Raw genomic sequence first — 21,501 nt, 5'->3', positions numbered from 1 at the left:
GGCGATTGTTCAGAAAAGCCTGTTCAGCGTCCACGCGCTGACACTGAACAACCCGTCTGCCGTAGGAATGGCGGTGGAACCGGGTAGGGGTTCCACCAGGGGGAGGGGCGCTTGGCGGGGAAGGGGGACCCCGCCAAGCGCCTGCCCCGGCTACAGCCCGACGGCCTTGTACAGGGAGCCGACTTCCTGCCGGTTGAGCACCCGCATCGAGCCGGGGCGCTGGTTGCCCAGGCGCACCTCGCCGACCGCGGTGCGGACCAGGTGCTCCACCGGGTGGCCGACGTGGTCGAGCAGGCGGCGCACGATGTGCTTGCGGCCCTCGTGCAGGACCACCTCGACCAGCGCCTTGCCCGGCATGGAGGAGATCAGCTTGAACGAGTCGACCGCGATCGGGCCGTCCTCCAGCTCGACGCCCGCGCGCAGCCGCTTGCCCAGGTCCTTCGGGATCGGGCCGGGCACCTCGGCGAGGTAGGTCTTGGTGATCTCGTAGGACGGGTGCATCAGCCGGTGCGCGAGGTCGCCGTCGTTGGTCAGCAGCAGCAGGCCCTCGGTGTCGGCGTCCAGCCGGCCGACGTGGAACAGGCGTTCCTTGCGGTTGTGCAGGTAGTCGCCGACGCACGGGCGGTGCGCGTCGTCGTGCATGGTGGACAGCACCCCGCGCGGCTTGTTGAAGGCGAGGGTGACCACGTCCTCCTTGAGCACCACGCGCACGCCGTCGACGTGCACGACCGCGGTGTCCGGGTCGATGCGGCGGCCCTGCTCGCGGACCACCTCCCCGTCGACCTGGACGCGGCCGAGTTCGATCAGCTCCTCGGCGACCCGCCGCGAGGCGATGCCCGCCTTGGCGAGCACCTTCTGGAGCCGGATCCCCTCGGGGTGGGCCTGGTCAGACATCGTCGATCGCATCCACTTCGGGCAGGAGGGGAGCGATCGGCGGCAGGTCGCCCAGCGACGACAGCCCCAACCGCTCCAGGAACAGTTCGGTCGTGCGGTAAAGGATGCCACCCGTGTCGGAGTCCGTGCCCGTCTCGGCGATCAGGCCGCGCGCGACGAGCGTGCGGATGACCCCGTCGACGTTCACCCCGCGCACCGCCGCGATCCGGGCCCTGGTCACGGGCTGCCGGTAGGCGATGACCGCGAGTGTCTCCAACGCGGCCCGGGTGAGCTTGGCACGCTGCCCGTCGAGCAGCAGCTTCTCCACGAATGGCGCGAAGCGGTCCCGCGTGTAGAACCGCCAGCCGTCCCCGATTCTACGCAGGTCGATGCCGCTGCCCTGCTCGGTGTACCGGGCGGACAGCCGGCGCAGGGCCGCCGTGACGCGCTTCACGGACTGGTCGAGCACGCCCGCGAGCTGCTCCTCGGCGATCGGGCTGTCCACGACCAGCAGGATCGACTCCAGCGCGCCCTCGAACTCGGCCTCGTCGGCGAGGTCGGGCACCCCGCCGGTCTCGGCCTCGTCGTCGCCTTCGGCCTCGACGGCCAACGGCAGCGGCACGGGTCCACCGGCGGCCGGCGGCGCGTCGGGTCCCCCCGGCGTCCCGGTCGGCCGCCCGGGCCCCGACTCGGCCCCGGCCGGCTCCACCGCCACGTCGGGCCCGACCGCCGGCTCGTCCGCCCCGGCGGGACCGGTTGCTCCGCGGTCGCTCACCCGTACTCCTCGTCCTCGTCCCGGGCGTGCGCCCGCGCCTGCTCGACCGTGCCGCCGACCCACGTGATGCGCAGCTCCCCCAGCGGGTCCGGCTGCTCGAACGCCAGCGCCTGCTCCCGGTACAGCTCCAGCAGCGCCAGGAACCGCGCCACGACCTCCATCGTCTCCGTGCACTCGGCGATCAGCTCGGCGAACGTCGCCGTGCCCAGCTCCGCCAGCCGAGCCCGCAGCATGTCGGCGTGCTCGCGCACCGACACCCGGTGCTGGTGGATGTGCGACGTCGACACCGTCGGCGGCGGTTTGGGCCGGAACACGACCGCGGCGATCTCGGCGAACCGCCGCGCGTCCACGCCCAGCATCACCTCGGGCAGCAGCCCCTCGTACCGCTGCTCCAGCGCCACCGAGCGCGGGTAGCGCCGGTACGCGCCCCGCTCCAGCTCGGCGAACAGCGCCGCCACCTGCTTGTACGCCCGGTACTGCAACAGCCGGGCGAACAGCAGGTCCCGGGCCTCCAGCAGGGCCAGGTCCTCTTCGTCCTCCACGTCGCCCGCGGGCAGCAGCCGGGCCGCCTTGAGGTCGAGCAGGGTCGCCGCGATGACCAGGAACTCGGTCGTCTCGTCCAGGTCCCACCCGTCGCCCAGCGCCCGGATGTAGGCGATGAAGTCGTCGGTGACGGTGTGCAGCGCCACCTCGGTCACGTCCAGCGTGTGCTGCGAGATCAGCTGGAGCAGCAGGTCGAACGGCCCCTCGAAGTTGGTCAGCTTGACCTTGAACCGGCCGTCGTCGACCGCCGCCGGCTCGACCACCCCGACCGGCGCGGCGACCACGGGTTCGGCCGCGGCGGGTCCGGCGGCGACCGGTCCGGTCCCGGGCGCGTCACCGCTCACCGCTCGCGCAACCTACGCACCAGCAGCGAGTCCTCGCCGTGCCCTTCGAGGTCGTCCAGCACGATCGCGATGGCCTCGCGCACCACGCGCCCCCGGTCGACCGCCAGGCCGTGCTCGCCGCGCAACGCCAGCCGCGCGTGCTCCAGCGCCAGCAGCTCCTCGTCCGACACGTACACGGTGATCTTGGTCGAGTGCTTCTGCCGCCCCGTGCCGCGCCGCTGCGCGGGAGCCTCGGCCGCGGGCGCGTCGTCGGCGGCGGCGCCGGTGGTGAGGCGGAACAGCTCGGACGCGCCCGGCAGTGATGGGCGTCGGGTCACCGGGCGATCACCTCGCGCGCCAACGCGCGGTACGCTTTCGCGCCACCCGACCGCGGCGCCCAGCGGGTGATCGGCTCACCGGCGACGGTCGTCTCCGGGAACCGGACCGTGCGGTTGATCACCGTGTCGAACACGACGTCGCCGAACGCCTCGACCACGCGCGCCATCACCTCGCGGGAGTGCAGCGTGCGCGGGTCGTACATGGTGGCGAGGATGCCGGTGATCTCGAGCTTCGGGTTCAACCGCTCCCTGACCTTCTCGATGGTGTCTATCAACAGGGCGACCCCGCGCAGGCTGAAGAACTCGCACTCCAGCGGGATGAGGACGCCGTCAGCCGCCGCGAGGGCGTTGACCGTGAGCAGGCCGAGCGACGGCTGGCAGTCCACCAGCACGTAGTCGTAGTGCTCGATGACCGGGCGCAGCGTGCGGACCAGCGTGTGCTCCCGGCCCACCTCGGAGACCAGCTGGATCTCCGCGGCGGACAGGTCGATGTTGCTGGGCAGCAGGTCCATGCCCTCGACCGGGGTGCGCATGATCACGTCACCGACGCCGACGTTGCGCTCCATGATCACGTTGTAGATCGTCTGGTCGAGCTGGTGCGGGTGCACGCCCAGGCCGACCGACAGCGCGCCCTGCGGGTCGAAGTCGACCAGCAGCACGCGCCGGCCGTACTCGGTCAGGGCCGCGCCGAGGTTGATGGTGGACGTGGTCTTGCCGACCCCGCCCTTCTGGTTGCACACCGCGAGGATCTTCGCCGGGCCGTGCCGGGCGATCAGCGGCGGGTCGGCGACGTGGCGCAACGGTCGGCCGGTCGGCCCGATGTCGCCCGCGACCTGCTCGGTCGCGTCTTCGTCCGCGGGTGCGGCGTGCGGGGCGAGGCTCAGCTCGACCGAGGCGCGCGGCACACCGGACGGTGGCGGGGGCGGTGGGGGTGCGCCCCACGGCTGGCCCGCGTGCTCCGGTGTCGACATCGCCCTTCCCGATTCCTAGTCCTCTGCCTGGGCGCAGCCTAAGCACACGGACGGCGACCAGCAACGCGCCCCGCCGAAGCGCGGCCGATCGTTCCCGACGCGTTCCGGTTCCGGGTCAGCGCGCCGCACCGGCCGGGTCGCCGCTCGGGCGGCCACCGCGCTCGGCCGCGCGGAGCACCACGTCGAGCAGGCCGGGGAACAGCACGTCCAGGTCGTCGCGCCGCAGCGACACCCACCGCTGGTTGCCGCGGGCCCTGGTGCGGGTGATGCCCGCCTCCCGCAGCACGCGCAGGTGCTGCGACAACGTGGACTTGGCGACGTCCACCATCAGCGCGCCGCACAGGCGCTCGCCGTCGGCGTCGATCTGCCGCACCACCGCCAGCCGGGTCGGGTCGCTCAGCGCGTGCAGCACCGCGCCCAGCTCGATCGCGCTGCGCTCGGGCTCGTCCAGGTTCGGCACCGGGTCGGCACCTCCAGCTCGTCGGGCTCGTCGATGACGTGGGGCGGGCGAGCGCTCACGGTACTCGTGGGCCGCTCACGTTCCACCCGTTGCGCGAGGATGAGCGGTCGCGTAGACCTCGCGCAAGGTGTTGACGGTGACCAGCGTGTAGACCTGCGTCGTGGTGACGGAGGCGTGCCCCAGCAGTTCCTGCACGACGCGCACGTCCGCGCCCCCTTCCAGCAGGTGCGTGGCGAACGAGTGGCGCAGCGTGTGCGGCGAGACCTCGGCCTGGACCCCCGCCCGTTCGGCCGCGGTCTTCAGCACGTGCCACGCCGTCTGCCGCGACAACCGCCCACCCCGGGCGTTGAGGAACAACGCGGGCGTGCCCCTCTTGGCCAGCACGGGCCGGGCGCGCACCAGGTACGCGTCGAGCGCCTGGAGGGCCGGCCGACCGACCGGCACGATCCGCTGCTTGCCACCCTTGCCGTCGAGCAGCACGGTCCGCTCTTCGGCGTCGACGTCGTCCACGTCCAACCCGACGACCTCGGAGATCCGCGCGCCACTGGAGTACAGCAGTTCCAGCAGGGCCCGGTCGCGAAGCTGGGCCGGGGTGTCGGCGGGGCCGTCGAGGAGCTTGAGCACGTCGCCCACCGGCAGGGCTTTGGGCAACCGGCGGGGCGGTGTCGGCGGCTGGACCGCGCGGGCCGGGTCGTCCGCCGTGATGCCTTCCAGGTGCGCGAACCGGTGCAGGCCGCGCACGGCCACCAGGGTGCGCGCGGCGGAGGAGGCGGCCAGGCCGGACTCGCGCAGCGCGGCGAGGAAGTCACCGACCAGTGCTTCGGTGACGTCGGCCAGGTCTTCGACGCCGGCGGCGGTCAGGTGCTCGGCGTAGCGGCGCAGGTCGCGTCCGTAGGAGTCGAGCGTGTTGCGCGCCGTGCCCCGTTCGACGGCGAGGTGGTCCAGGTAGGCCCGCATCGCACGCGCCGCCGGGGTCGTCGGTGGGGGTTCGGATGGGTGGTTGGGAGTCATCACGGCCTTAACATCGAAGATCAAAAGATCACAAGCGTCCTCGCCGGACGGGCAGATCAGCAGGATGACCCCGACCACCTCCGGGATCTCCTGTTTCGTCGTGGGTCGGGTTCCGTGTCATCCCACCGACCTCCCTCCGGGTTACCACACGCGTCAAGGGGACGACATCAGTAAGCGCCGCGGGCATTGCTGGACTTCGCCCCCCTTGACACGTGCGGTACGGCAAAGCCAGGTCGGCGGGATGACACGAACCCCTCCCATGGGAAGGGCAACCCCAACGCGGCCGACCGCGCCGGGCTCGTCCGTACCCCGGCCGGGACTCGCGACCCTCGACCCACCTCGCTGGGCGTTTTTGCTGCATAGGTAGGACTTCGTGTCATCCCGCCGACCTGGCGCAGCCCTACCGCACGTGTCAAGGGGGGGCGAAGTCCACTGCGGGCTACGGCGTCCACTGATGTCGCCCCCCTTGACGCGTGTGGTAGCCCTTCGGGAGGTCGGTGGGATGACACGAAACCCGACCCACAACCCAACAGGGAGATCCGGGCGTTGTTGGGTCATCCTGCTGATCTGCCCGTCCGGCGAGGACGCTTGTGATCTTTGATCTTTCAAGCTTTTGACACCTGCCCCAAAGGCACGTACGGCATCCCGTGCGCCTCCGCCACCCCAGCCTGCACCACCACACCCCCGACCACGTTCACCCCCTTGGCCAACGCCGCGTCCGCCCCCACCGCTCCCCGAAAACCCCTGTCCGCCAACGCCACCACATACGGCAGCGTGACGTTCGTCAGCGCCCAAGTCGAAGTGTGCGGCACCGCGCCGGGCATGTTGGCCACGCAGTAGAACACCGAGTCGTGCACCCGGTACGTCGGCTCCGCGTGCGTCGTAGGCCGTGAGTCGGCGAAGCAACCACCCTGGTCGATCGCGATGTCGACCAGCACCGAGCCGGACCGCATGGTCGACACCAGGTCGTTGCCCACCAGCGTCGGAGCCTTCGCGCCCGGCACCAGCACCGCGCCGATCACCAGGTCGGCCCACCTGCACACCTTCTCCACCTCGTACGAGTTGCTCGCCACCGTCTGCAAGTGCCCCCGATAGGCGAAGTCGATCTGGCGCAGCCGGTTGACGTTCGTGTCGAGCACGACCACCTCGGCCTGCATGCCCAGCGCGACGGCGGCGGCGTTCATGCCGGCGACGCCCGCACCCAGCACCGCCACCTTCCCGGCGGGCACGCCCGGCACGCCGCCGAGCAGGACTCCGCGTCCGCCCTGGTTGCGCTCCAGGCAGTGCGCACCGACCTGGGCGGCCATCCGTCCGGCGACCTCGCTCATCGGGGCCAACAACGGCAGCGAGCCGTCGTCGAGCTGCACGGTCTCGTAGGCGATCGCGTCGATGCCGGACGTGACGATCGCCCGTGTGCACGCGGCGTTCGCGGCCAGGTGCAGGTAGGTGAACAGGGTCTGGCCCGACCGCATCCGGTGGAACTCCTCGGCGACCGGTTCCTTGACCTTGAGCACGAGCTCGGCGTCGGCCCACACGTCGTCGGCGTTCGGGGCGATGACGGCGCCGGCCGCGACGAACTCGGCGTCCGGGATGGAGGACCCGCCGCCCGCGCCCGCCTCGACCAGCACCCGGTGACCCCGGCGCGTCAGCTCCACCACGCCCGCCGGGGTGATGGCGACCCGGTGCTCGTGGTTCTTCACCTCTCGCGGGACTCCGACCAACACCCTACGAAGGGTAGGTCGACCAGCGGGTTCCGGCCTGCTCGGCGGCTCCGGGCTGTTAGCGTTCCACCCGTGTCGGAACCACACCAGGTGCGCATCGGCGACCAGCAGCGCGAAGAGGCGATCAGCGCCCTGAACGACCACTTCGCGGCCGGTCGCCTGGAGATCGGCGAGTACGAGCAGCGCGTCGGCTACGCGTCCGCGGCCCAGTCCGCGCAGGAGCTGGCCGCCCTGTTCCACGACCTGCCGCAGCCGCACCCGGCGTTCCTGCCGCCCACCTACCCGCCGACGGCCACCTACCCGCCGACCGCCGGTTACCAGGCGCCGCCGCCCCCGCCCGGGTACGCCCCCACGCCCGGTCAGGGCGTCCCCGGCTACCCGCCGCCCGGCTACGCCGACCCGTCCCAGACCTACGGCACGGCGTACGGCTACCCGCCGGGGTTCAACCCGAACGCGCCGTACGGCGTGGACCCGCTGACCGGGCAGCCGCTGTCGGACAAGTCGCGCATCGCGGCGGGCGTGCTGCAGCTGGCGCTGCCGTTCGGCATCGGCCGGTTCTACATCGGGGACACGGGGATCGGTATCGCGCAGCTGCTGACGTGCGGCGGGTGCGGGATCTGGTCGTTGATCGACGGGATCATCCTGCTGGTCAACGGCGGCACCGACAGCCAGGGCCGCAAGCTACGCGACTAGGTTCCGCGCAACCATCCACGTCACGGCCAGGGCCACCACGGGCACGCCGACCTTCCGCGACACCGGGGGCGTCGGCCGCCCGTCCTTGGCCGCCCGGAACCACCGCGTCCACAGCCACACCAGCAGCGGCAGCCCGACGACCAGCATCACGGCGTTGAACCCCCACGCCGCGACCAGGTCACCGTGCAGCAGGGCGTGCACCATCCGCGTCGACCCGCAGGCCGGGCACTGGATGCCGGTCAACGCGTAGAGCGGGCACGGCGGCAACAGCGACCCGGGCTGGTTGGGGTCCACGAACAACAACACCCCGCACCCGACGACCGCCGCCGCGGCCACCGCCAACGGTCCTCTCACACCCACGCCACCCATTATCCGCCGCCTTCGCCCTACCTGAACGTTGAACTCAAGGGTCCTGAACGTAGGACTCTCGGGACCTGGGCGTTCGACTCACGCGAGAGTCCTACGTCCAGGTCCCGAGAGTCGAACGCCCAGGTACCCCGAGTTCAATGTCCAGGTCAGCTGGAACGGGCGGCGAAGCGGGTCGGGCGGTCGGTGAACGGGGCGTCGGAGGGGCGCCCCGTCCCGCCGCCGGTGACCACGACGTGCGCGGCGAGCAGCCCGGACACGGCGGGGCCGTTGACGATCTCCCCGGACAGCACCATGTCCACCGCCTCGGCCAACGGGAAGCGCTTCGCCTCCAGGTCGGCCTCCTCCTCGCCCTGCACGTCGCGGTCCACCTCGGTGAGCCCGCGTGCCAGGAACACCCGCACCACCTCGTCGGTGAACCCCGGTGAGACGGCGACGTCCACCAACGTCGTCCACTCCGACGCCGCGAGCCCGACCTCTTCGGCCAGCTCCCGCTTCGCGGCGTCCAGCGGAGCCTCGTCCCCGGCGTCCAACAGCCCGGCGGGCAGCTCCCAGAGCCGCCTGCCGAGCGGGTGCCGGTACTGGTGGATGAGCACCACCGCACCGGCATCGTCCAAGGCCACCACCGCGACCGCACCGAGGTGTTCCACCACCTCGCGCGACGCCGTACCGCCACCAGGCATGGCGACCTCGTCCACCCGCAACGCGACGACGCGCCCGACGTGCACGTCCCGCGACGAAACAGTTCCGAACTCGTGCCGAGGAGTCACTGCGCGGCCCCCGCGGGCTCGGGCAGCGGCAGCCGGTCGGCCAGCCGGTAGTCCAGCGCCGCCTTCACGAACGCCGCGAACAGCGGGTGCGGGCGGGTCGGACGGGACTTCAGCTCCGGGTGCGCCTGCGTGGCCACGAAGAACGGGTGCACGTCGGCCGGCAGCTCGACGAACTCCACCAGCCGCCCGTCCGGCGACGTCCCGGAGAACACCAGCCCGGCCTCCGCCAACTTCGCGCGGTAGGCGTTGTTGACCTCGTACCGGTGCCGGTGCCGCTCGGACACCTCCAGCGACCCGTAGGCCGCCGCCACCTGCGAACCCGGCAGCAACGACGCCGGGTAGGCGCCGAGCCGCATCGTGCCGCCCATGTCCCGCTGCCCGGAGACGACGTCCTCCTGGTCGGCCATGGTGCTGATCACCGGCGACCCGGTGTCCTCGAACTCCGCGGAGTTCGCGTCCGAGATGCCCGCGAGGTTCCGCGCCGCCTCGATGACCAGGCACTGCAACCCCAGGCACAGCCCCAGCAGCGGGATGCCGCGGGTCCGGGCGTAGGTGATGGCGCCGATCTTGCCCTCGATGCCGCGCACCCCGAACCCGCCGGGGATGAGGATCGCGTCGAGCCCGCCCAGGGCGTGCGCCGCGCCGGACGGCGTCTGGCACTCGTCGGACGGCACCCACGCGATCTCGACCTTGGTGCGGTGCGCGAACCCGCCCGCGCGCAGCGCCTCGGTCACCGACAGGTACGCGTCGGGCAGGTCGACGTACTTGCCGACCAGGCCGATGCGGACCTTCTCCGACGGGTTGTGCACGCGGTCGAGCAGGTCGCCCCACACGGTCCAGTCGACGTCGCGGAACGGCAGGTCCAGCCGCCGCACCACGTACGCGTCCAGGCCCTCGCCGTGCAGCACCTTGGGGATGTCGTAGATGGACCGCGCGTCCACCGCCGCCACCACGGCCTCGGTGTCCACGTCGCACATCAGGCCGATCTTGCGCTTGAGCGAGTCCGGGATCTCCCGGTCGGCCCGGCACACGATGGCGTCGGGCTGGATGCCGATGTTGCGCAGCGCGGCCACGGAGTGCTGCGTCGGCTTGGTCTTGAGCTCACCGGACGGCGCGAGGTAGGGCACCAGCGACACGTGCAGGAAGAACACGTTGTCCCGGCCCACGTCGTGGCGGACCTGCCGGCACGCCTCCAGGAACGGCAGCGACTCGATGTCGCCGACCGTGCCGCCGACCTCGGTGATCACCACGTCCGGGACGACGCCGTCGGGGCCCGGCTCGGCCATGGCCCGGATGCGCCGCTTGATCTCGTCGGTGATGTGCGGGATCACCTGGACGGTGTCGCCCAGGTACTCGCCGCGCCGCTCCTTGGCGATGACCTCGGAGTACACCTGCCCGGTGGTGACGTTCGCGTCACCGGACAGGTCCCGCGCCAGGAACCGCTCGTAGTGGCCGATGTCGAGGTCGGTCTCCGCGCCGTCGTCGGTGACGAACACCTCGCCGTGCTGGAACGGGTTCATCGTGCCCGGGTCGACGTTGAGGTAGGGGTCGAGCTTCTGCATGGTCACGCGGAGACCGCGAGAGGTGAGCAGCTGACCGAGGCTGGACGCGGTCAACCCCTTGCCGAGGGACGACGCCACACCCCCGGTGACGAAAACGTGCTTGGTCGTACGTGCCTGCTGCACCAAGGAGGCTCCCCGTGGTCTGGATGTCCGCTAGGGGCAGGCTGCGGTGGTTCCGCACAGCTCAGCGCCCTGTCCACGGGCCCTAACGCTAACACGCCGGTGGTCACCCAGCGCGCCGGCGGGCACGCAAGCGGGTCACTCGGATGGCCTAGGGCGCTTCGAACAGGCGACCACGGGCCCGCGAACCGCCTGGGAACAGCGGCCGAACACCCGGCCGACCGCCCGCCGGAGCGGCGGGAACCGCGCTGCTCAGCCCGCCATCCCGGGTGCCGGGCCTTCGGCGTTGCCCGCCACCCCGTACCGGCCCGCCTTGCCCTCCACCTGCTCACGCAGCGCGAGCACCACCACGACCCGCCCGGCCGCCGTGCCGGCGTGGTCCACGGTCGACAGCACGGACGTGGCCGCCGTGTCGGCCCGCACGACGCCGATCGCGCCGGTGCCGTCGGCGGACCCGTCGCCGCCCGCCAGCACCACGCCCGCGCCGGACCGGTCGAGCTGGGCGGCGAACCGCGCCAGGACCGCCGCCCGGTCGGCCGCCGCGTCGCCCGCCTGCGCGCCGCCGGTGAGCACGACGGCCAGTTGCGCGGGCTCCGGCACCTGGCCCGCCTTGACGAACCCGGAGCTGGACAGCCCGCCCAGCGCCGCCGCCGCCTCGTCCGGCGTGGCCCGCGGCTGGTTGGTGTCCTTGTCGAGCAGCAGCACCGAGCCGAACAGGCCGCCCGCCCGGGTGCCGGGGTCGGCGCCGGTGGGCAGCCGGGTGCCCGCGGGCTGGAGCCGGGCGACCAGGTCGAGCACCTGGTCCGCCTTGCCCGGGTCGGTGAACGGGTCGGCGAGCTGCACCTCGCCGGTGACCTTCGCGCCCGCCGCGCGCAGCAGCTCCACCAGCCCGTCCCGGTCACCCGGCCGGGTGTCGGAGGTGGTGATGAGCACGACGGTCCGGTCGGCGAGCTGCCCCCGCACCGCGAGCGGGCCGACGGTGCCGGCGAACCGGTCGGCGTCGGCGAGCCGCGCGTCCAGGCCGTCGCGCTCGGCCCGCAGGGCGGTGACCTCCCGGCCCAGCGAGCCGTTGTCGTCGGCGAGCCCGGACAGCAGCCGGCCGCTGATCGCGGTCGAGCCCAGCACCACCCCGACGGCCAGCGCCAGGAACACCGCGGTGATGGAGACGATGTGGTAGCGCAGCGAGATCACCCGAACAACCCCCTGAACCAGTCGACGACGGAGCGGATCGCGTCGGCCGCCACGTCGACGTACACGTGGCCGACCCCGGACACCGCGAGCGCGGCCACCATCGCCACCACGGCGGCCAGCACCAGCAGCACGACCAGGCCGGTCGACACGCGGCTGCGGTGCAGGGTGGCGACGGCGTGGCCGTCCACGAGCTTGTTGCCGAGCTTGAGCCGGGTCAGGAACGTCGAGGGGGTGGACCCCGCGTTGCCCCGGTCCAGGAACTCCCGCAGGCCCGCCTGGAGCCCCACGGTCACCACCAGGGTCGCGCCGTGCGACTCGGCCAGCAGCAGCGCCAGGTCCTCGGCGTTGCCGGTCGCGGGGAACGTCACCGCGCCGATGCCGAGGTCCTGGATGCGTTCGAGGCCGGGCGCGTGGCCGTCGACCTGCGCGGGCACGACGACCTCCGAGCCCGACCGCAGCGTCTCGGTGCCGATGGCGTCCGGGTCGCCGACGATGACGTCCGGGGCGAACCCGGCGTCGTGCAGGGTGTCCGCGCCCGCGTCCACCCCGATCAGCACGGGCCGGTGCTCGCGGATGTACTTGCGCAGCTTGCGCAGCTCCTCGGCGTGCCGGGGGCCGCCCGCGACGACCAGCACCTGCCGGTCGCGGATGGGCACGAACAGCTCGGGCACGCCCACGCCGTCGAGCAGCAGCGCGCGTTCCCGGCGCAGGAACTCGATGGTGTTCGCGGAGAACGCCTCCAGCTGCGCGGCCATGCCCGCCTTGGCCTCGATCATCGAGTCGGCGATCGACTCGGCGGTCTGCTCGACCCCGCGCGCGACCTCCTTCCCGCCGACGAACACGCCGCCGTCGTGCAGCCGCAGCTTCGTGCCGTCCCTGACCTCGCGCAGCACCGCCGTGCCGACGCCGTCGATCAGCGGCACGCCCGCCTCCACCAGCAGCTCCGGGCCGAGGTTGGGGAACCGGCCGGAGATGGACGGCGAGGCGTTGACCACGCCCGCCACCTCGGCGTGCACGAGGGCCTCGGCGGTGCGGCGGTCGAGGTCGACGTGGTCGAGGACCGCGACGTCACCGGGACTCAGCCGGCGCAGCAGGTCGCCCGAGCGGCGGTCGACCCGCGCCACACCGGTGACGCCTGGCAGTTCCTGGTGCGTGCGGCCGAGCAACCCGGAGAGCTTCATGACCCGATGGTGACTCACCTCGCGCGCGGTCCGCGGTTAACACGCCGAGCCGATCGGGGCTGGTCAGTGACACCACTAATCCACAGTGGACGGATTACCCCCGGTCGGGTGACGTCGTTCGTCCGCCGACCGGTCGGGCAGCTCCACCGCCGGCGGCAGCTCGGCCACCGGCGGCGCGGCGGGACCACCCGGTGGCACGTCCAGCTCGGTCACGGGGATGGCGATGCCGAACGGCGGCGTGTCGTCGTCGTCCACCTGGTACACCGACACCCCGGTGGGGCGCGGCACGCGCGCCGGCCAGTCGTGCGCCACCGCGGCACCCGCGAGCAGCATCAGCGCCCCCAGGCCGACCAGCCACGTGCCCCCGCCGAAGAACGCGTCCGAGGTCCCGATCGAGGGCGGCACGTCGCCGGTGCCGAACAACGTCCGCAGCGTCTCCAGCGCCGACCACAGCGCGCCGACGACCACCCCGAACGCGGCCAGCACCCCGAACCGGCCGATCGCCGCGAGCAGCGGCGACCGCAGTTGCAGCAGCCCGCCGACGACGGCGAGGGCCGCGCCGAAGACCAGGCCGTACCCGTAGACGGGGTAGTCGAACGTGACGCCGTCCGGGCGGCCCGGCACCGACGGCGCCTGCACGTACTCCCACCCGGTGAGCGCGACCAGCCGCGGCACGTCGCGCGGCACGCCGTTCGGCCCGGGCCGCATCTCGGTCTCCACCCCGTACAGGGTGAACAGCGAGCCCAGCACCACCACGAGCGCGCCCGCGCCGATGGTGAGGACGGCGATAGCGCGCCGGGTCATGTGGCGTTCCCCTCTGCTCGATGACGTGCCGCGGCCCGGCGGACCGGTCGACCGTCACCTCCCAGCAAAGCGGCGCCGCGCGCCGCCGCCATCGGCCGACCGGGTGCCGTTTCGGCGGTCCGCGCTCAGGAACCGTCGGCGCGGCGCTCGTACTCCGAGTCCGGCAGCTGCGCCACGTCGACCACCGGGATCCCGAACGGCGGGGTGTCGGTGTCGTCGTCGCCCTCGACGCCGTCCACCCGGTAGACCACCGGCCCCTCCGGGCGCGGCTCGGGTCGCCGGGCGTGCACCAGCACCGCGCCCGCCGCCGCGAGCAGCACCGCGGCGCCCAGCACCGGGACGCCCTCACCGACGTTCACGGTGAAACCGCCGGCCGTCTCCTGCCGCTCGGCGTTGCCGAGCAGGGACACGACGACCGCCACCGCCGCCCAGACGGAGCCGACGAGCACGCCCGTGCCGCCGATCGCCAGGTACCGGGAGGCCAGCCGCTGCGACTCCGGGAGGAACACCAGCGCCGCCGCGATCGCCAGCAGCACCGCCGCCACCGCGATCGGCACCCCGTACTGCGGGCTCCGCATGGGCGGGAACTCCGGGTTCCCGGGCAGGTTGTTGAACACGTACTCCCACGACGTGACGGTGACCAGCGGTTCCGAACCGAGGTGGGCGGAACCCTCCGCGTACAGCGGCAGGAACGTGCCGACCACGGCCACCACGCCGGCCACCACGAGCATGGCCGCGCCGAGCAGCCGCCTGCTCACTTCTTCTTCGCCTTGCGCCGCACCACGGGCACGGCTTCCTTGTCGGCCTTCGCCGCCGCCAGCAGCTCCTCGGCGTGCGCGCGGCCGGTGTCGGTGGAGTCCATGCCCGCGAGCATCCGCGCCAGCTCCACCACGCGCTGCGACTCGTCGAGCTTCCGCACGCCGCTGCGGGTCAGCACGCCGTCCGCGGTCTTGTCCACCACCAGGTGCCGGTCGGCGAACGCGGCGACCTGCGGCAGGTGCGTGACCACGATGACCTGGTGGCTGCGCGCCAACCTCGCCAGCCTGCGGCCCACCTCGACCGCCGCCCGGCCGCCGACACCCGCGTCGACCTCGTCGAACACCAGCGTCGGCACCGGGTCGGAGTGCGACAGCACGACCTCCAGCGCCAGCATCACCCGCGACAGCTCACCGCCGGACGCGCCCTTGTGCACCGGCAGCGCGGGCGCGCCGGGGTGCGCGATCAGCCGCAGCTCCACGTCGTCCACACCGCTCGCGCCCGCGTGCAGCAACCGCCCGCCGACCTTCAGGGCCTGCGGGTCGCCCTGCTCGGCGACCCGGGGCCGCACCGCGACCTCCACCGTGGCGTGCGGCATGGCCAGGCCGGTCAGCTCGTCGGACACCGCCCGCCCCAGCTCCTCGGCCGCGGCGACCCGCTCGGCGGTCACCTGCTGCGCGTACGCGGCCAGCTCCGCGGCCAGCTCGTCGCGCCGCGCCGCCAGCGCCGCCAGCGCCTCGTCGGACGTGTCGAGCCCGGACAGCCGCGCCGACGCGTCCTGCGCCCACGCGATCACGCCGTCCACGTCGGCGGCGTACTTGCGGGTCAACGACTTCAGCTCGGCCTGGCGGGCGAGCACCTGCTCCAGCCGCGCCGGGTCGGCGTCGAGGTGCTCCAGGTACGACGCGATCTCCGCGCCCACGTCGGCCAGCAGCGTCTCCGCCTCCACCAGCCGGGGTTCCAGGTCGCGCAGCTTCGGGTCGTCCGACGCGGTCAGCCTGCGCCGCGCCTCCCCGATCAGCCCCAGCGCGCCCGGCACGTCCGGGTCGCCGTCGGGCGAACCCGCCACCGCGTACTGCGCGCCGGACGCGGCCTCGCGCAACTGGTCGGCGTCGGCGAGCCGGCGCGCCTCGGCGATCAGCTCCTCGTCCTCGCCCGGCTTCGGGTCGACCGCGGTGATCTCGGCCAGCCCGTGCCGCAGCATGTCGGCCTCGCGCGCCAGCTCGTGCGACCGGGCGGTGCGCTCGGCCAGCTCGGTCGCCACCCGCAGCCACTCGTCGCGCACCTTCCGGTACGCGCGCAGCGGCTCGGCGACCTCGTCACCGGCGAACCGGTCGAGCACCGACCGCTGCTCGGCGGGCCGCAGCAGCCGCAGCTGGTCGTTCTGCCCGTGCACGGCGAGGAGCTGCTCGGCCAGCTCGGACAGCACGCCGACCGGCACGGACCGGCCGCCCAGGTGGGCTCGGGACCGGCCGTCGGCGCCGACGGTGCGGATCGCGATCACGCTGCCGTCGTCGTCGGGCTCGCCCCCGACCTCCTCGGCGACCTTCGCCGCCGGGCTGCCCGCGGGTGCGACGAACCGCCCCTCGACCACCGCCTTGTCCGCGCCGTTGCGCACGCGGGACGCCTCGGCCCGGCCACCACCCAGCAGGTGGAGCCCGGTGACGACCATGGTCTTGCCCGCGCCGGTCTCGCCCGTCACCACGGTGAAACCGGCATCGAGCTCAAGGGTGGCCTCGTCGATCACACCGAGGCCCTGGATGCGCATCTCGGCCAGCACGCACGGAACACTACTGGGCGACGCGGACAAAGCGTGTGTTCGGGGGAGGGTGTTCCGCTGTTGATCTAGCGGGCGTCACTTGGCCGACGGGCCGCGCCACCCCTGCACGGGCAGCTCGAACTTCTCCACCAGCCGGTCGGTGAACGGACCTGGCCGCAACCGGACCAGCCGCAACGGCGTGCTGCCGCCGACCACCTCGACCCGCGCCCCCGGCGGCAGGTTCACCGTGCGGCGACCGTCCGCGCACAGCACCGCCGGGTGCCCCTCCGGGTCGACCTCCAGCGCCACCACGGACGCGGGCGACACGACCAGGGGCCGCGCGAACAGGGCGTGCGCGTTGCTCGGCACCACCAGCAGCGCCTGCACGTCCGGCCACACCACCGGCCCGCCCGCGGAGAACGCGTACGCCGTCGACCCGGTCGGGGTGGCCACCAGCACCCCGTCGCAGCCGAACGCCGACACGGGCCGCCCGTCCACCTCCACCACGACGTCCAGGATCCGCTCCCGGGTGCTCTTCTCCACGCTGGCCTCGTTGAGCGCCCACGTGCCCTCCAGCACCTCGCCGTCGACCGACGCGGTGATGTCGAGCGTCATCCGCTCCTCGACCTCGTAGTCCCGGTCGACGACGTGGGTGATCGCCTCGTAGAGCGCGTCGGAGTCGGCCTCGGCAAGGAACCCGACCCGGCCCAGGTTCACCCCGAGCACCGGCACACCCGCCGCCCGCGCCAGCTCGGCCGCGCGCAGCAGCGTGCCGTCGCCGCCGAGCACGAACACCAGCTCGGTGCCCTCGGCGGCCTTCTCGTCGGCCAGCACGACCTGCGCGAAGCACGACGGGTCCAGGTCGGGCGCCTCGTCCTCCAGCACCCGCAGCTTCACCCCGCCCGCCGCGAACCGCGCCGCGACCTCCTGGGCCACCAGCACGTTGCTGCGCCGTCCGGTGTGGACGACCAGCAGGATCTCCCTCTGCACCGGACCAGTGCTCACTGCGGTCCTTCCGCTACGGCGGCGCGCACGAGCGCGGTGGCGTCCGCCGCGTCCAGGGGCTCACCCCGGCGCAGCCAGACGAAGAACTCGACGTTGCCCGACGGACCGGGCAGCGGGCTCGCGGTGACGCCGTGCAGCCGCAGGCCCAGCCCGGCGGCCGACGCGACCACGTCCAGCACCGCCTCGGCCCGCAGCTCCGGGTCGCGCACCACACCGCCCGACCCGAGGCGTTCCTTCCCGACCTCGAACTGGGGTTTCACCATCGGCAGCAAGTCGCCCTCCTCGTCGAGGCACCCGGCCAGCGCCGGCAGCACCAGCCTCAACGAGATGAACGACAGATCGGCCACCACGAGTTCAACGGGGCCGCCGATGTCTTCGGGTGTCAAGGACCGCACGTTCGTCTTGTCCTTGACCACGACCCGGTCGTCGGTGCGCAACCGCCAGTCCAGCAGGCCCCGGCCGACGTCGGCCGCGACGACCTGCCGCGCCCCCGCGCGCAGCAGCACGTCGGTGAACCCGCCGGTGGACGCGCCCGCGTCCAGGCACCGCCTGCCCTTGACGTCCACCCCGTCGAACGCCTCCAGCGCGCCGACGAGCTTGTGCGCGCCCCGCGAGGCGTAGTTCGGGTCGTCGGTGTCGCGGACGACCAGCGCGGTGTCCAGCTCGACGGCGGTGGCGGGTTTCGTGGCCACTGTGCCGCGCACGGTCACCCGGCCCTCGGCGACGAGTTGGCTCGCGTGCTCCCGTGACCTGGCCAGCCCGCGGCGGACCAGTTCGGCGTCCAGCCGAGCCCTGCGCGGCACCGGTCAGACCTTGTCGATGCTGGAGAGCGCGACCGTCAACGCCGTGTGCGCGTCGTCGAACCGGGCCACGTGCTCGACCACGTCGAGCCCGTCCAGCCCGTCGAGACCGGCCAGGGCGTCGTCGATCCCGGCCACGGGATCACGCGGCGGGCCGGGGAGGGGAACCTCGAAGCTCACGGATTCAAGGTAGCCGATGCAGCACGGACAGGTCGGCAGCCACGTAGGTCGGCCGGCGGTCCTCGGGCAGCTCGTCCGCCTCCGCTTCGGTGGACACGCCGGTGAGCACCAGCAGCGAGTCCATGCCCGCGTTGACCGCGCCCGCGATGTCGGTGTCCAGCCGGTCGCCCACGACCAGCGGCCGGTGCGCGCCCGCCGACTTCGCCGCCTGCTCCAGCAGCGGCGTGGCCGGCTTGCCCGCGACCAGCGGTTCCACGCCGGTCGCCGTCCGCAACGCGGCGACGAGCGAGCCGTTGCCGGGCAGCAGGCCGCGTTCGGTGGGCAGGGTGGCGTCGACGTTGCACGCGATCCAGTGCGCGCCGCCCTGGCGGATCGCGACGCACGCCTCGGCCAGCTCACGCCACCCCAGGTCCTGCGACAGGCCCTGGACGACCGCTCGGGCGTGCTCGGCGTCACGCGTCGGTCGGTAGCCGCGCAACCGCACCTGCTCGGCCAGCGCGTCCGTGCCGAGGACCAGCACGTGCTCGCCCTTCGGCACCAGGTCCAGCAGCATCGCCGCACCCGCCTGGGCGCTCGTGCTGACCTCGTCCAGCGCGGCGGTGAAGCCCAGCTCGGTCAGGTGCCCGGCCACCGTCTCCGGCGACCGGGACGCGTTGTTGGTGACGAACCGGATGGCCGTGCCGCGCGCACGGGCGGCCGCGACCGCCTCGACGGCCCCGGGCACGACCTCCTGGCCCCGGTAGACCGTCCCGTCGAGGTCCAGCAGCAGGGCGTCGTAGCGGTCCAGCAGCACAGGCTTCTCCGTTCGGGGTGGTCCGGCTGGGAACAAGTCTGAAGGCTCGGCACCGGGTGGTGCCGAGCCTTCAGGTGTGACTTCGGTCGGTGCCGCTCAGTCCTGCGGGCTGAGGTCGAACGCGCGCTCGGCGGCGTCGGTCTCGTTGTCGTCGTCGGCCTGGGCGGCGTTGAGGAACCACTTCACGGCTTCCTCGGTGCGGCCGGCGGCCTCCAGGTTGTCGGCGTAGGCGTAGAACAGCCGCGCGCTCCACGGGTCACGCCGCTTCTCGTCCAGGTCGTCGCCCTGCAACGCCACCACGGCCGCGTCCAGCTGCCCCATGTCCCGCCGGGCGCCGGCCGCGACGATCCGCAGCTCCACCGCCTCGTCCGGCGACAGCACCGCCCCCTGCGCCTCCCGCGCCAGCTCGATGGCCCGCTCGGGACGCCCCAGCGCCCGCTCGCAGTCGGCCATCACCGCGAGGTGCCCGGTGCCTTGCGACATGCGCCGCGCCGCCCGCAGCTCGGACAACGCCTCGGCCCACTCCCCGGCGTGGTAGGCGGCCAACCCGGCTGCCTCCCGGACCACCGCGACCCGCGCCGCCTTGGACCGCGCGTACCGCGCGTGCTCCAGCGCCAACTCCGGCTCGCTGTCGATCAGCATGCCCGCCGCCGCCAGGTGCCGGCCGACGATCTCCGCCAACCCCTTGGGCAGCCCGCGCAGCTCCTGCTTCACGTCGGGGTCGAGGATGGAGATGTCGGCGTCCTCGGGCAGCTCCGGCGTGCGCGCCCGGACGAACACCCGCTCTTCGCCATCACCCTCGACCGCCGCCTCCACGGCCTCGGCCTCTTCAGCCTCGTCCGTGTCGGTCTCGTCGGTGTCGACGCCGTCCGTGTCAGCGCCGTCTTCGGCCTCGGCCGTCACCGACTCCTCGGCGACAACGGGCGCGACCTCAACGGCCTCCACCTCGACGGCCTCGACAGTGCTCGCCTCGACATCGGCCGCGGTGTCCTCGCCGACCTGACGGTCCTCAGGCTGGGACGCCCGCTCCTGGAACCGCGCCGCCCGCTCCCGGCTGCGCTCATCGCGCCGGTCGTTGCTCGGCTTGTCGTGCCCCTGCTTGGAATGGCTCGGCTTGTCGTAACGGGGCCGGTCATCCCTGCGCTGGTAACCACCACGGTCACCGCTGGGCCGATCGTCGCGCCGCTGGTAACCACCACGGTCTCCACTGGGCCGGTCGTCCCGACGCTGATAGCCACCACGGTCACCACTGGGCCGGTCGTCACGCCGCTGGTAACCACCACGGTCACCACTCGGCCGATCGTCCCGACGCGGGTAGCTGGGCCGGTCACCGCTCGGCCGGTCGTCACGGCGCTGGTAACCACCACGGTCACCACTCGGCCGATCGTCCCGACGCGGGTAGCTGGGCCGGTCGCCACTGGGCCGGTCGTCCCGACGCTGATAGCCACCACGGTCGCCACTCGGCCGGTCGTCACGGCGCTGGTAACCACCACGGTCACCACTCGGCCGGTCATCCCGACGCGGGTAGCTGGGCCGGTCGCCACTCGGCCGGTCATCGCGACGCTGGTAACCACCACGATCGCCACTGGGCCGATCGTCACGCCGCTGGTAACCACCACGGTCACCACTGGGCCGGTCGTCCCGACGCGGGTACCCGCCACGGTCGCCGCTGGGCCGGTCATCGCGCTTCTGGTAGCCACCGCGGTCGCCACCGGACCGGTCATCCCGACGCGGGTAGCTGGGCCGGTCACCGCTCGGGCGGTCATCCCGACGCTGGTAACCACCACGGTTACCACCGGACCGGTCGTCCCGGCGCGGGTAGCTGCTGCGCTCACCCCGGTCGGAACCCCGGTCGTCGCGCCGGTCGTAACGGGGACGCTCACCGCGGTTGTCGTCACGCCGGTTGTCGTCACGCCGGTTGTCGTCACGCCTGTTGTCATCGCGCCGGAACCCGCCCCGATCACCGGTGCGGTCGTCGCGACGCTGGTAGCCCCCGCGGTCACCACTCGGCCGGTCATCGCGGCGCGGGTAGCTGGGCCGGTCACCGGAATCCCGACGGAAACCACCACTCCGGCTGTCATCCCGTCGTGGAGCCGCACCGCGGTCGTCACGGGGCTTGTCGTAGCGAGGACGCTCGCCTCGGTTGTCGTCACGCCGGTCGGCACCACGAGGCTTGTCGTAGCTCGGCCGGTCGTCCCGGCGCGGATAGCCACCACTGCTCGGCTTGCGGCTTCCCTGGGCACGGCCACCGTCGTCGGATCGGCGCGGTCGGTCTCCCTGGCCACGCTGACGGTCGCCGGGTCGATCCCCGAACCTGGACACTAACTCCTCCTACTGTGGACACGCCGAAAGGGCTTGCGGTTGGAGCACAACTCAATGTGCCCCCACCACAAGCCCTTTCAGGGAAAAATTGTTCGGCGGCGTCCTACTCTCCCACACCCTCACGAGTGCAGTACCATCGGCGCTGGAAGGCTTAACTACCGGGTTCGGAATGGGACCGGGTGTT

23 protein-coding genes and 1 rRNA gene are annotated in these 21,501 nt (G+C 72.9%); 2 read left to right on the top strand and 22 right to left on the bottom strand.

Annotation, left to right across the window (positions count from 1 at the left end):
- Positions 1-150: 150 nt before the first annotated feature.
- The 8 genes from ACIQMJ_RS39570 to ald form a co-directional block, all read right to left on the bottom strand.
- A complete protein-coding gene (locus ACIQMJ_RS39570) occupies positions 151-894 on the bottom strand; it encodes a pseudouridine synthase (protein ID WP_499766158.1) in 744 nt (247 codons plus the stop codon).
- Positions 887-1,648: an SMC-Scp complex subunit ScpB gene (gene scpB, locus ACIQMJ_RS39565; protein WP_499766157.1), complete on the bottom strand. Its 762-nt coding sequence runs from the start codon at positions 1,646-1,648 to the stop codon at positions 887-889. The genes ACIQMJ_RS39570 and scpB overlap by 8 nt, the downstream gene beginning before the upstream one ends.
- Positions 1,645-2,475: a segregation and condensation protein A gene (locus ACIQMJ_RS39560; RefSeq protein ID WP_499766185.1), complete on the bottom strand. Its 831-nt coding sequence runs from the start codon at positions 2,473-2,475 to the stop codon at positions 1,645-1,647. Before ACIQMJ_RS39560 ends, scpB begins: the two co-directional genes overlap by 4 nt.
- 56 nt (positions 2,476-2,531) lie before the next feature.
- A complete protein-coding gene (locus ACIQMJ_RS39555; protein WP_499766156.1) occupies positions 2,532-2,852 on the bottom strand; it encodes a hypothetical protein in 321 nt (106 codons plus the stop codon).
- Positions 2,849-3,823, bottom strand: a complete 975-nt coding sequence (locus ACIQMJ_RS39550; protein ID WP_499766155.1) for a ParA family protein — start codon at positions 3,821-3,823, stop codon at positions 2,849-2,851. The genes ACIQMJ_RS39555 and ACIQMJ_RS39550 overlap by 4 nt, the downstream gene beginning before the upstream one ends.
- Positions 3,824-3,938: 115 nt before the next feature.
- Entirely contained in the window at positions 3,939-4,283 is a 345-nt protein-coding gene (locus ACIQMJ_RS39545; RefSeq protein WP_499766154.1) for an ArsR/SmtB family transcription factor, read from the bottom strand.
- A 75-nt stretch (positions 4,284-4,358) separates the two neighbouring features.
- The gene (gene xerD / locus ACIQMJ_RS39540) at positions 4,359-5,240 is read right to left on the bottom strand and encodes a site-specific tyrosine recombinase XerD (protein ID WP_499766153.1); all 882 of its coding nucleotides are present in this window, start codon (positions 5,238-5,240) and stop codon (positions 4,359-4,361) included.
- Between the two features lie 659 nt (positions 5,241-5,899).
- A complete protein-coding gene (gene ald / locus ACIQMJ_RS39535; RefSeq protein ID WP_499766152.1) occupies positions 5,900-7,018 on the bottom strand; it encodes an alanine dehydrogenase in 1,119 nt (372 codons plus the stop codon).
- Positions 7,019-7,087: 69 nt separating this feature from the next.
- Here ald and ACIQMJ_RS39530 point away from each other — a divergent pair, with 69 nt between their 5' ends.
- Positions 7,088-7,708, top strand: coding sequence for a DUF1707 domain-containing protein (locus ACIQMJ_RS39530; RefSeq protein WP_499766151.1), 621 nt, complete (start codon positions 7,088-7,090; stop codon positions 7,706-7,708).
- Here ACIQMJ_RS39530 and ACIQMJ_RS39525 read toward each other — a convergent pair.
- The 13 genes from ACIQMJ_RS39525 to ACIQMJ_RS39465 form a co-directional block, all read right to left on the bottom strand.
- Positions 7,697-8,077: a DUF2752 domain-containing protein gene (locus tag ACIQMJ_RS39525; protein WP_499766150.1), complete on the bottom strand. Its 381-nt coding sequence runs from the start codon at positions 8,075-8,077 to the stop codon at positions 7,697-7,699. The two genes, ACIQMJ_RS39530 and ACIQMJ_RS39525, sit on opposite strands and share 12 nt — an antisense overlap.
- 146 nt (positions 8,078-8,223) lie before the next feature.
- Positions 8,224-8,802 (bottom strand): NUDIX domain-containing protein, encoded by a 579-nt coding sequence (locus ACIQMJ_RS39520; RefSeq protein WP_499766149.1) that lies wholly within the window; start codon positions 8,800-8,802, stop codon positions 8,224-8,226.
- Between the two features lie 38 nt (positions 8,803-8,840).
- Positions 8,841-10,529, bottom strand: coding sequence for a CTP synthase (gene pyrG, locus ACIQMJ_RS39515; protein WP_499766148.1), 1,689 nt, complete (start codon positions 10,527-10,529; stop codon positions 8,841-8,843).
- A gap of 249 nt (positions 10,530-10,778) precedes the next feature.
- Positions 10,779-11,717, bottom strand: coding sequence for a copper transporter (locus tag ACIQMJ_RS39510; RefSeq protein ID WP_499766147.1), 939 nt, complete (start codon positions 11,715-11,717; stop codon positions 10,779-10,781).
- Positions 11,714-12,898, bottom strand: a complete 1,185-nt coding sequence (steA, locus tag ACIQMJ_RS39505; protein WP_499766146.1) for a putative cytokinetic ring protein SteA — start codon at positions 12,896-12,898, stop codon at positions 11,714-11,716. Before steA ends, ACIQMJ_RS39510 begins: the two co-directional genes overlap by 4 nt.
- A gap of 75 nt (positions 12,899-12,973) precedes the next feature.
- Entirely contained in the window at positions 12,974-13,702 is a 729-nt protein-coding gene (locus ACIQMJ_RS39500) for a hypothetical protein (protein ID WP_499766145.1), read from the bottom strand.
- 125 nt (positions 13,703-13,827) lie between these two features.
- The gene (locus ACIQMJ_RS39495) at positions 13,828-14,460 is read right to left on the bottom strand and encodes a hypothetical protein (protein ID WP_499766144.1); all 633 of its coding nucleotides are present in this window, start codon (positions 14,458-14,460) and stop codon (positions 13,828-13,830) included.
- Entirely contained in the window at positions 14,457-16,238 is a 1,782-nt protein-coding gene (recN, locus tag ACIQMJ_RS39490) for a DNA repair protein RecN (protein WP_499766143.1), read from the bottom strand. The genes ACIQMJ_RS39495 and recN overlap by 4 nt, the downstream gene beginning before the upstream one ends.
- Before the next feature lie 75 nt (positions 16,239-16,313).
- The gene (locus ACIQMJ_RS39485; protein ID WP_499766142.1) at positions 16,314-17,222 is read right to left on the bottom strand and encodes an NAD kinase; all 909 of its coding nucleotides are present in this window, start codon (positions 17,220-17,222) and stop codon (positions 16,314-16,316) included.
- A complete protein-coding gene (locus ACIQMJ_RS39480; protein ID WP_499766141.1) occupies positions 17,219-18,025 on the bottom strand; it encodes a TlyA family RNA methyltransferase in 807 nt (268 codons plus the stop codon). Before ACIQMJ_RS39480 ends, ACIQMJ_RS39485 begins: the two co-directional genes overlap by 4 nt.
- Before the next feature lie 3 nt (positions 18,026-18,028).
- Positions 18,029-18,202 carry a hypothetical protein gene (locus ACIQMJ_RS39475; protein WP_499766140.1) on the bottom strand — a complete coding sequence of 58 codons (174 nt, stop codon included), beginning with the start codon at positions 18,200-18,202 and terminating at the stop codon, positions 18,029-18,031.
- Between the two features lie 4 nt (positions 18,203-18,206).
- Complete coding sequence (locus ACIQMJ_RS39470) at positions 18,207-18,995, bottom strand: HAD-IIA family hydrolase (RefSeq protein WP_499766139.1); 789 nt, start codon at positions 18,993-18,995, stop codon at positions 18,207-18,209.
- Positions 18,996-19,091: 96 nt separating this feature from the next.
- Positions 19,092-19,940 carry a hypothetical protein gene (locus ACIQMJ_RS39465; RefSeq protein WP_499766138.1) on the bottom strand — a complete coding sequence of 283 codons (849 nt, stop codon included), beginning with the start codon at positions 19,938-19,940 and terminating at the stop codon, positions 19,092-19,094.
- A gap of 159 nt (positions 19,941-20,099) precedes the next feature.
- Here ACIQMJ_RS39465 and ACIQMJ_RS39460 point away from each other — a divergent pair, with 159 nt between their 5' ends.
- Entirely contained in the window at positions 20,100-21,320 is a 1,221-nt protein-coding gene (locus tag ACIQMJ_RS39460; protein ID WP_499766137.1) for a hypothetical protein, read from the top strand.
- 87 nt (positions 21,321-21,407) lie between these two features.
- Here the strand turns inward: ACIQMJ_RS39460 and rrf are convergent.
- Positions 21,408-21,501, bottom strand: a 5S ribosomal RNA gene (gene rrf / locus ACIQMJ_RS39455); the annotation flags it as partial.

This window comes from Actinosynnema sp. NPDC091369, from assembly GCF_044757065.1.
GTDB lineage: Bacteria > Actinomycetota > Actinomycetes > Mycobacteriales > Pseudonocardiaceae > Actinosynnema.
This window is presented reverse-complemented; position numbering and strand designations above follow the sequence as displayed.

What these genes read in the sequence shown, in the direction of transcription:
- ACIQMJ_RS39500 (WP_499766145.1), bottom strand. Translation starts at nt 13,702, where the DNA reads ATGACCCGGCGCGCTATCGCCGTCCTCACCATCGGCGCGGGCGCGCTC.
- ACIQMJ_RS39525 (WP_499766150.1), bottom strand. Translation starts at nt 8,077, where the DNA reads ATGGGTGGCGTGGGTGTGAGAGGACCGTTGGCGGTGGCCGCGGCGGCG.
- ACIQMJ_RS39570 (WP_499766158.1), bottom strand. Translation starts at nt 894, where the DNA reads ATGTCTGACCAGGCCCACCCCGAGGGGATCCGGCTCCAGAAGGTGCTC.
- steA (WP_499766146.1), bottom strand. Translation starts at nt 12,898, where the DNA reads ATGAAGCTCTCCGGGTTGCTCGGCCGCACGCACCAGGAACTGCCAGGC.
- xerD (WP_499766153.1), bottom strand. Translation starts at nt 5,240, where the DNA reads ATGCGGGCCTACCTGGACCACCTCGCCGTCGAACGGGGCACGGCGCGC.
- ACIQMJ_RS39460 (WP_499766137.1), top strand. Translation starts at nt 20,100, where the DNA reads ATGGCTCGGCTTGTCGTAACGGGGCCGGTCATCCCTGCGCTGGTAACC.
- ACIQMJ_RS39550 (WP_499766155.1), bottom strand. Translation starts at nt 3,823, where the DNA reads ATGTCGACACCGGAGCACGCGGGCCAGCCGTGGGGCGCACCCCCACCG.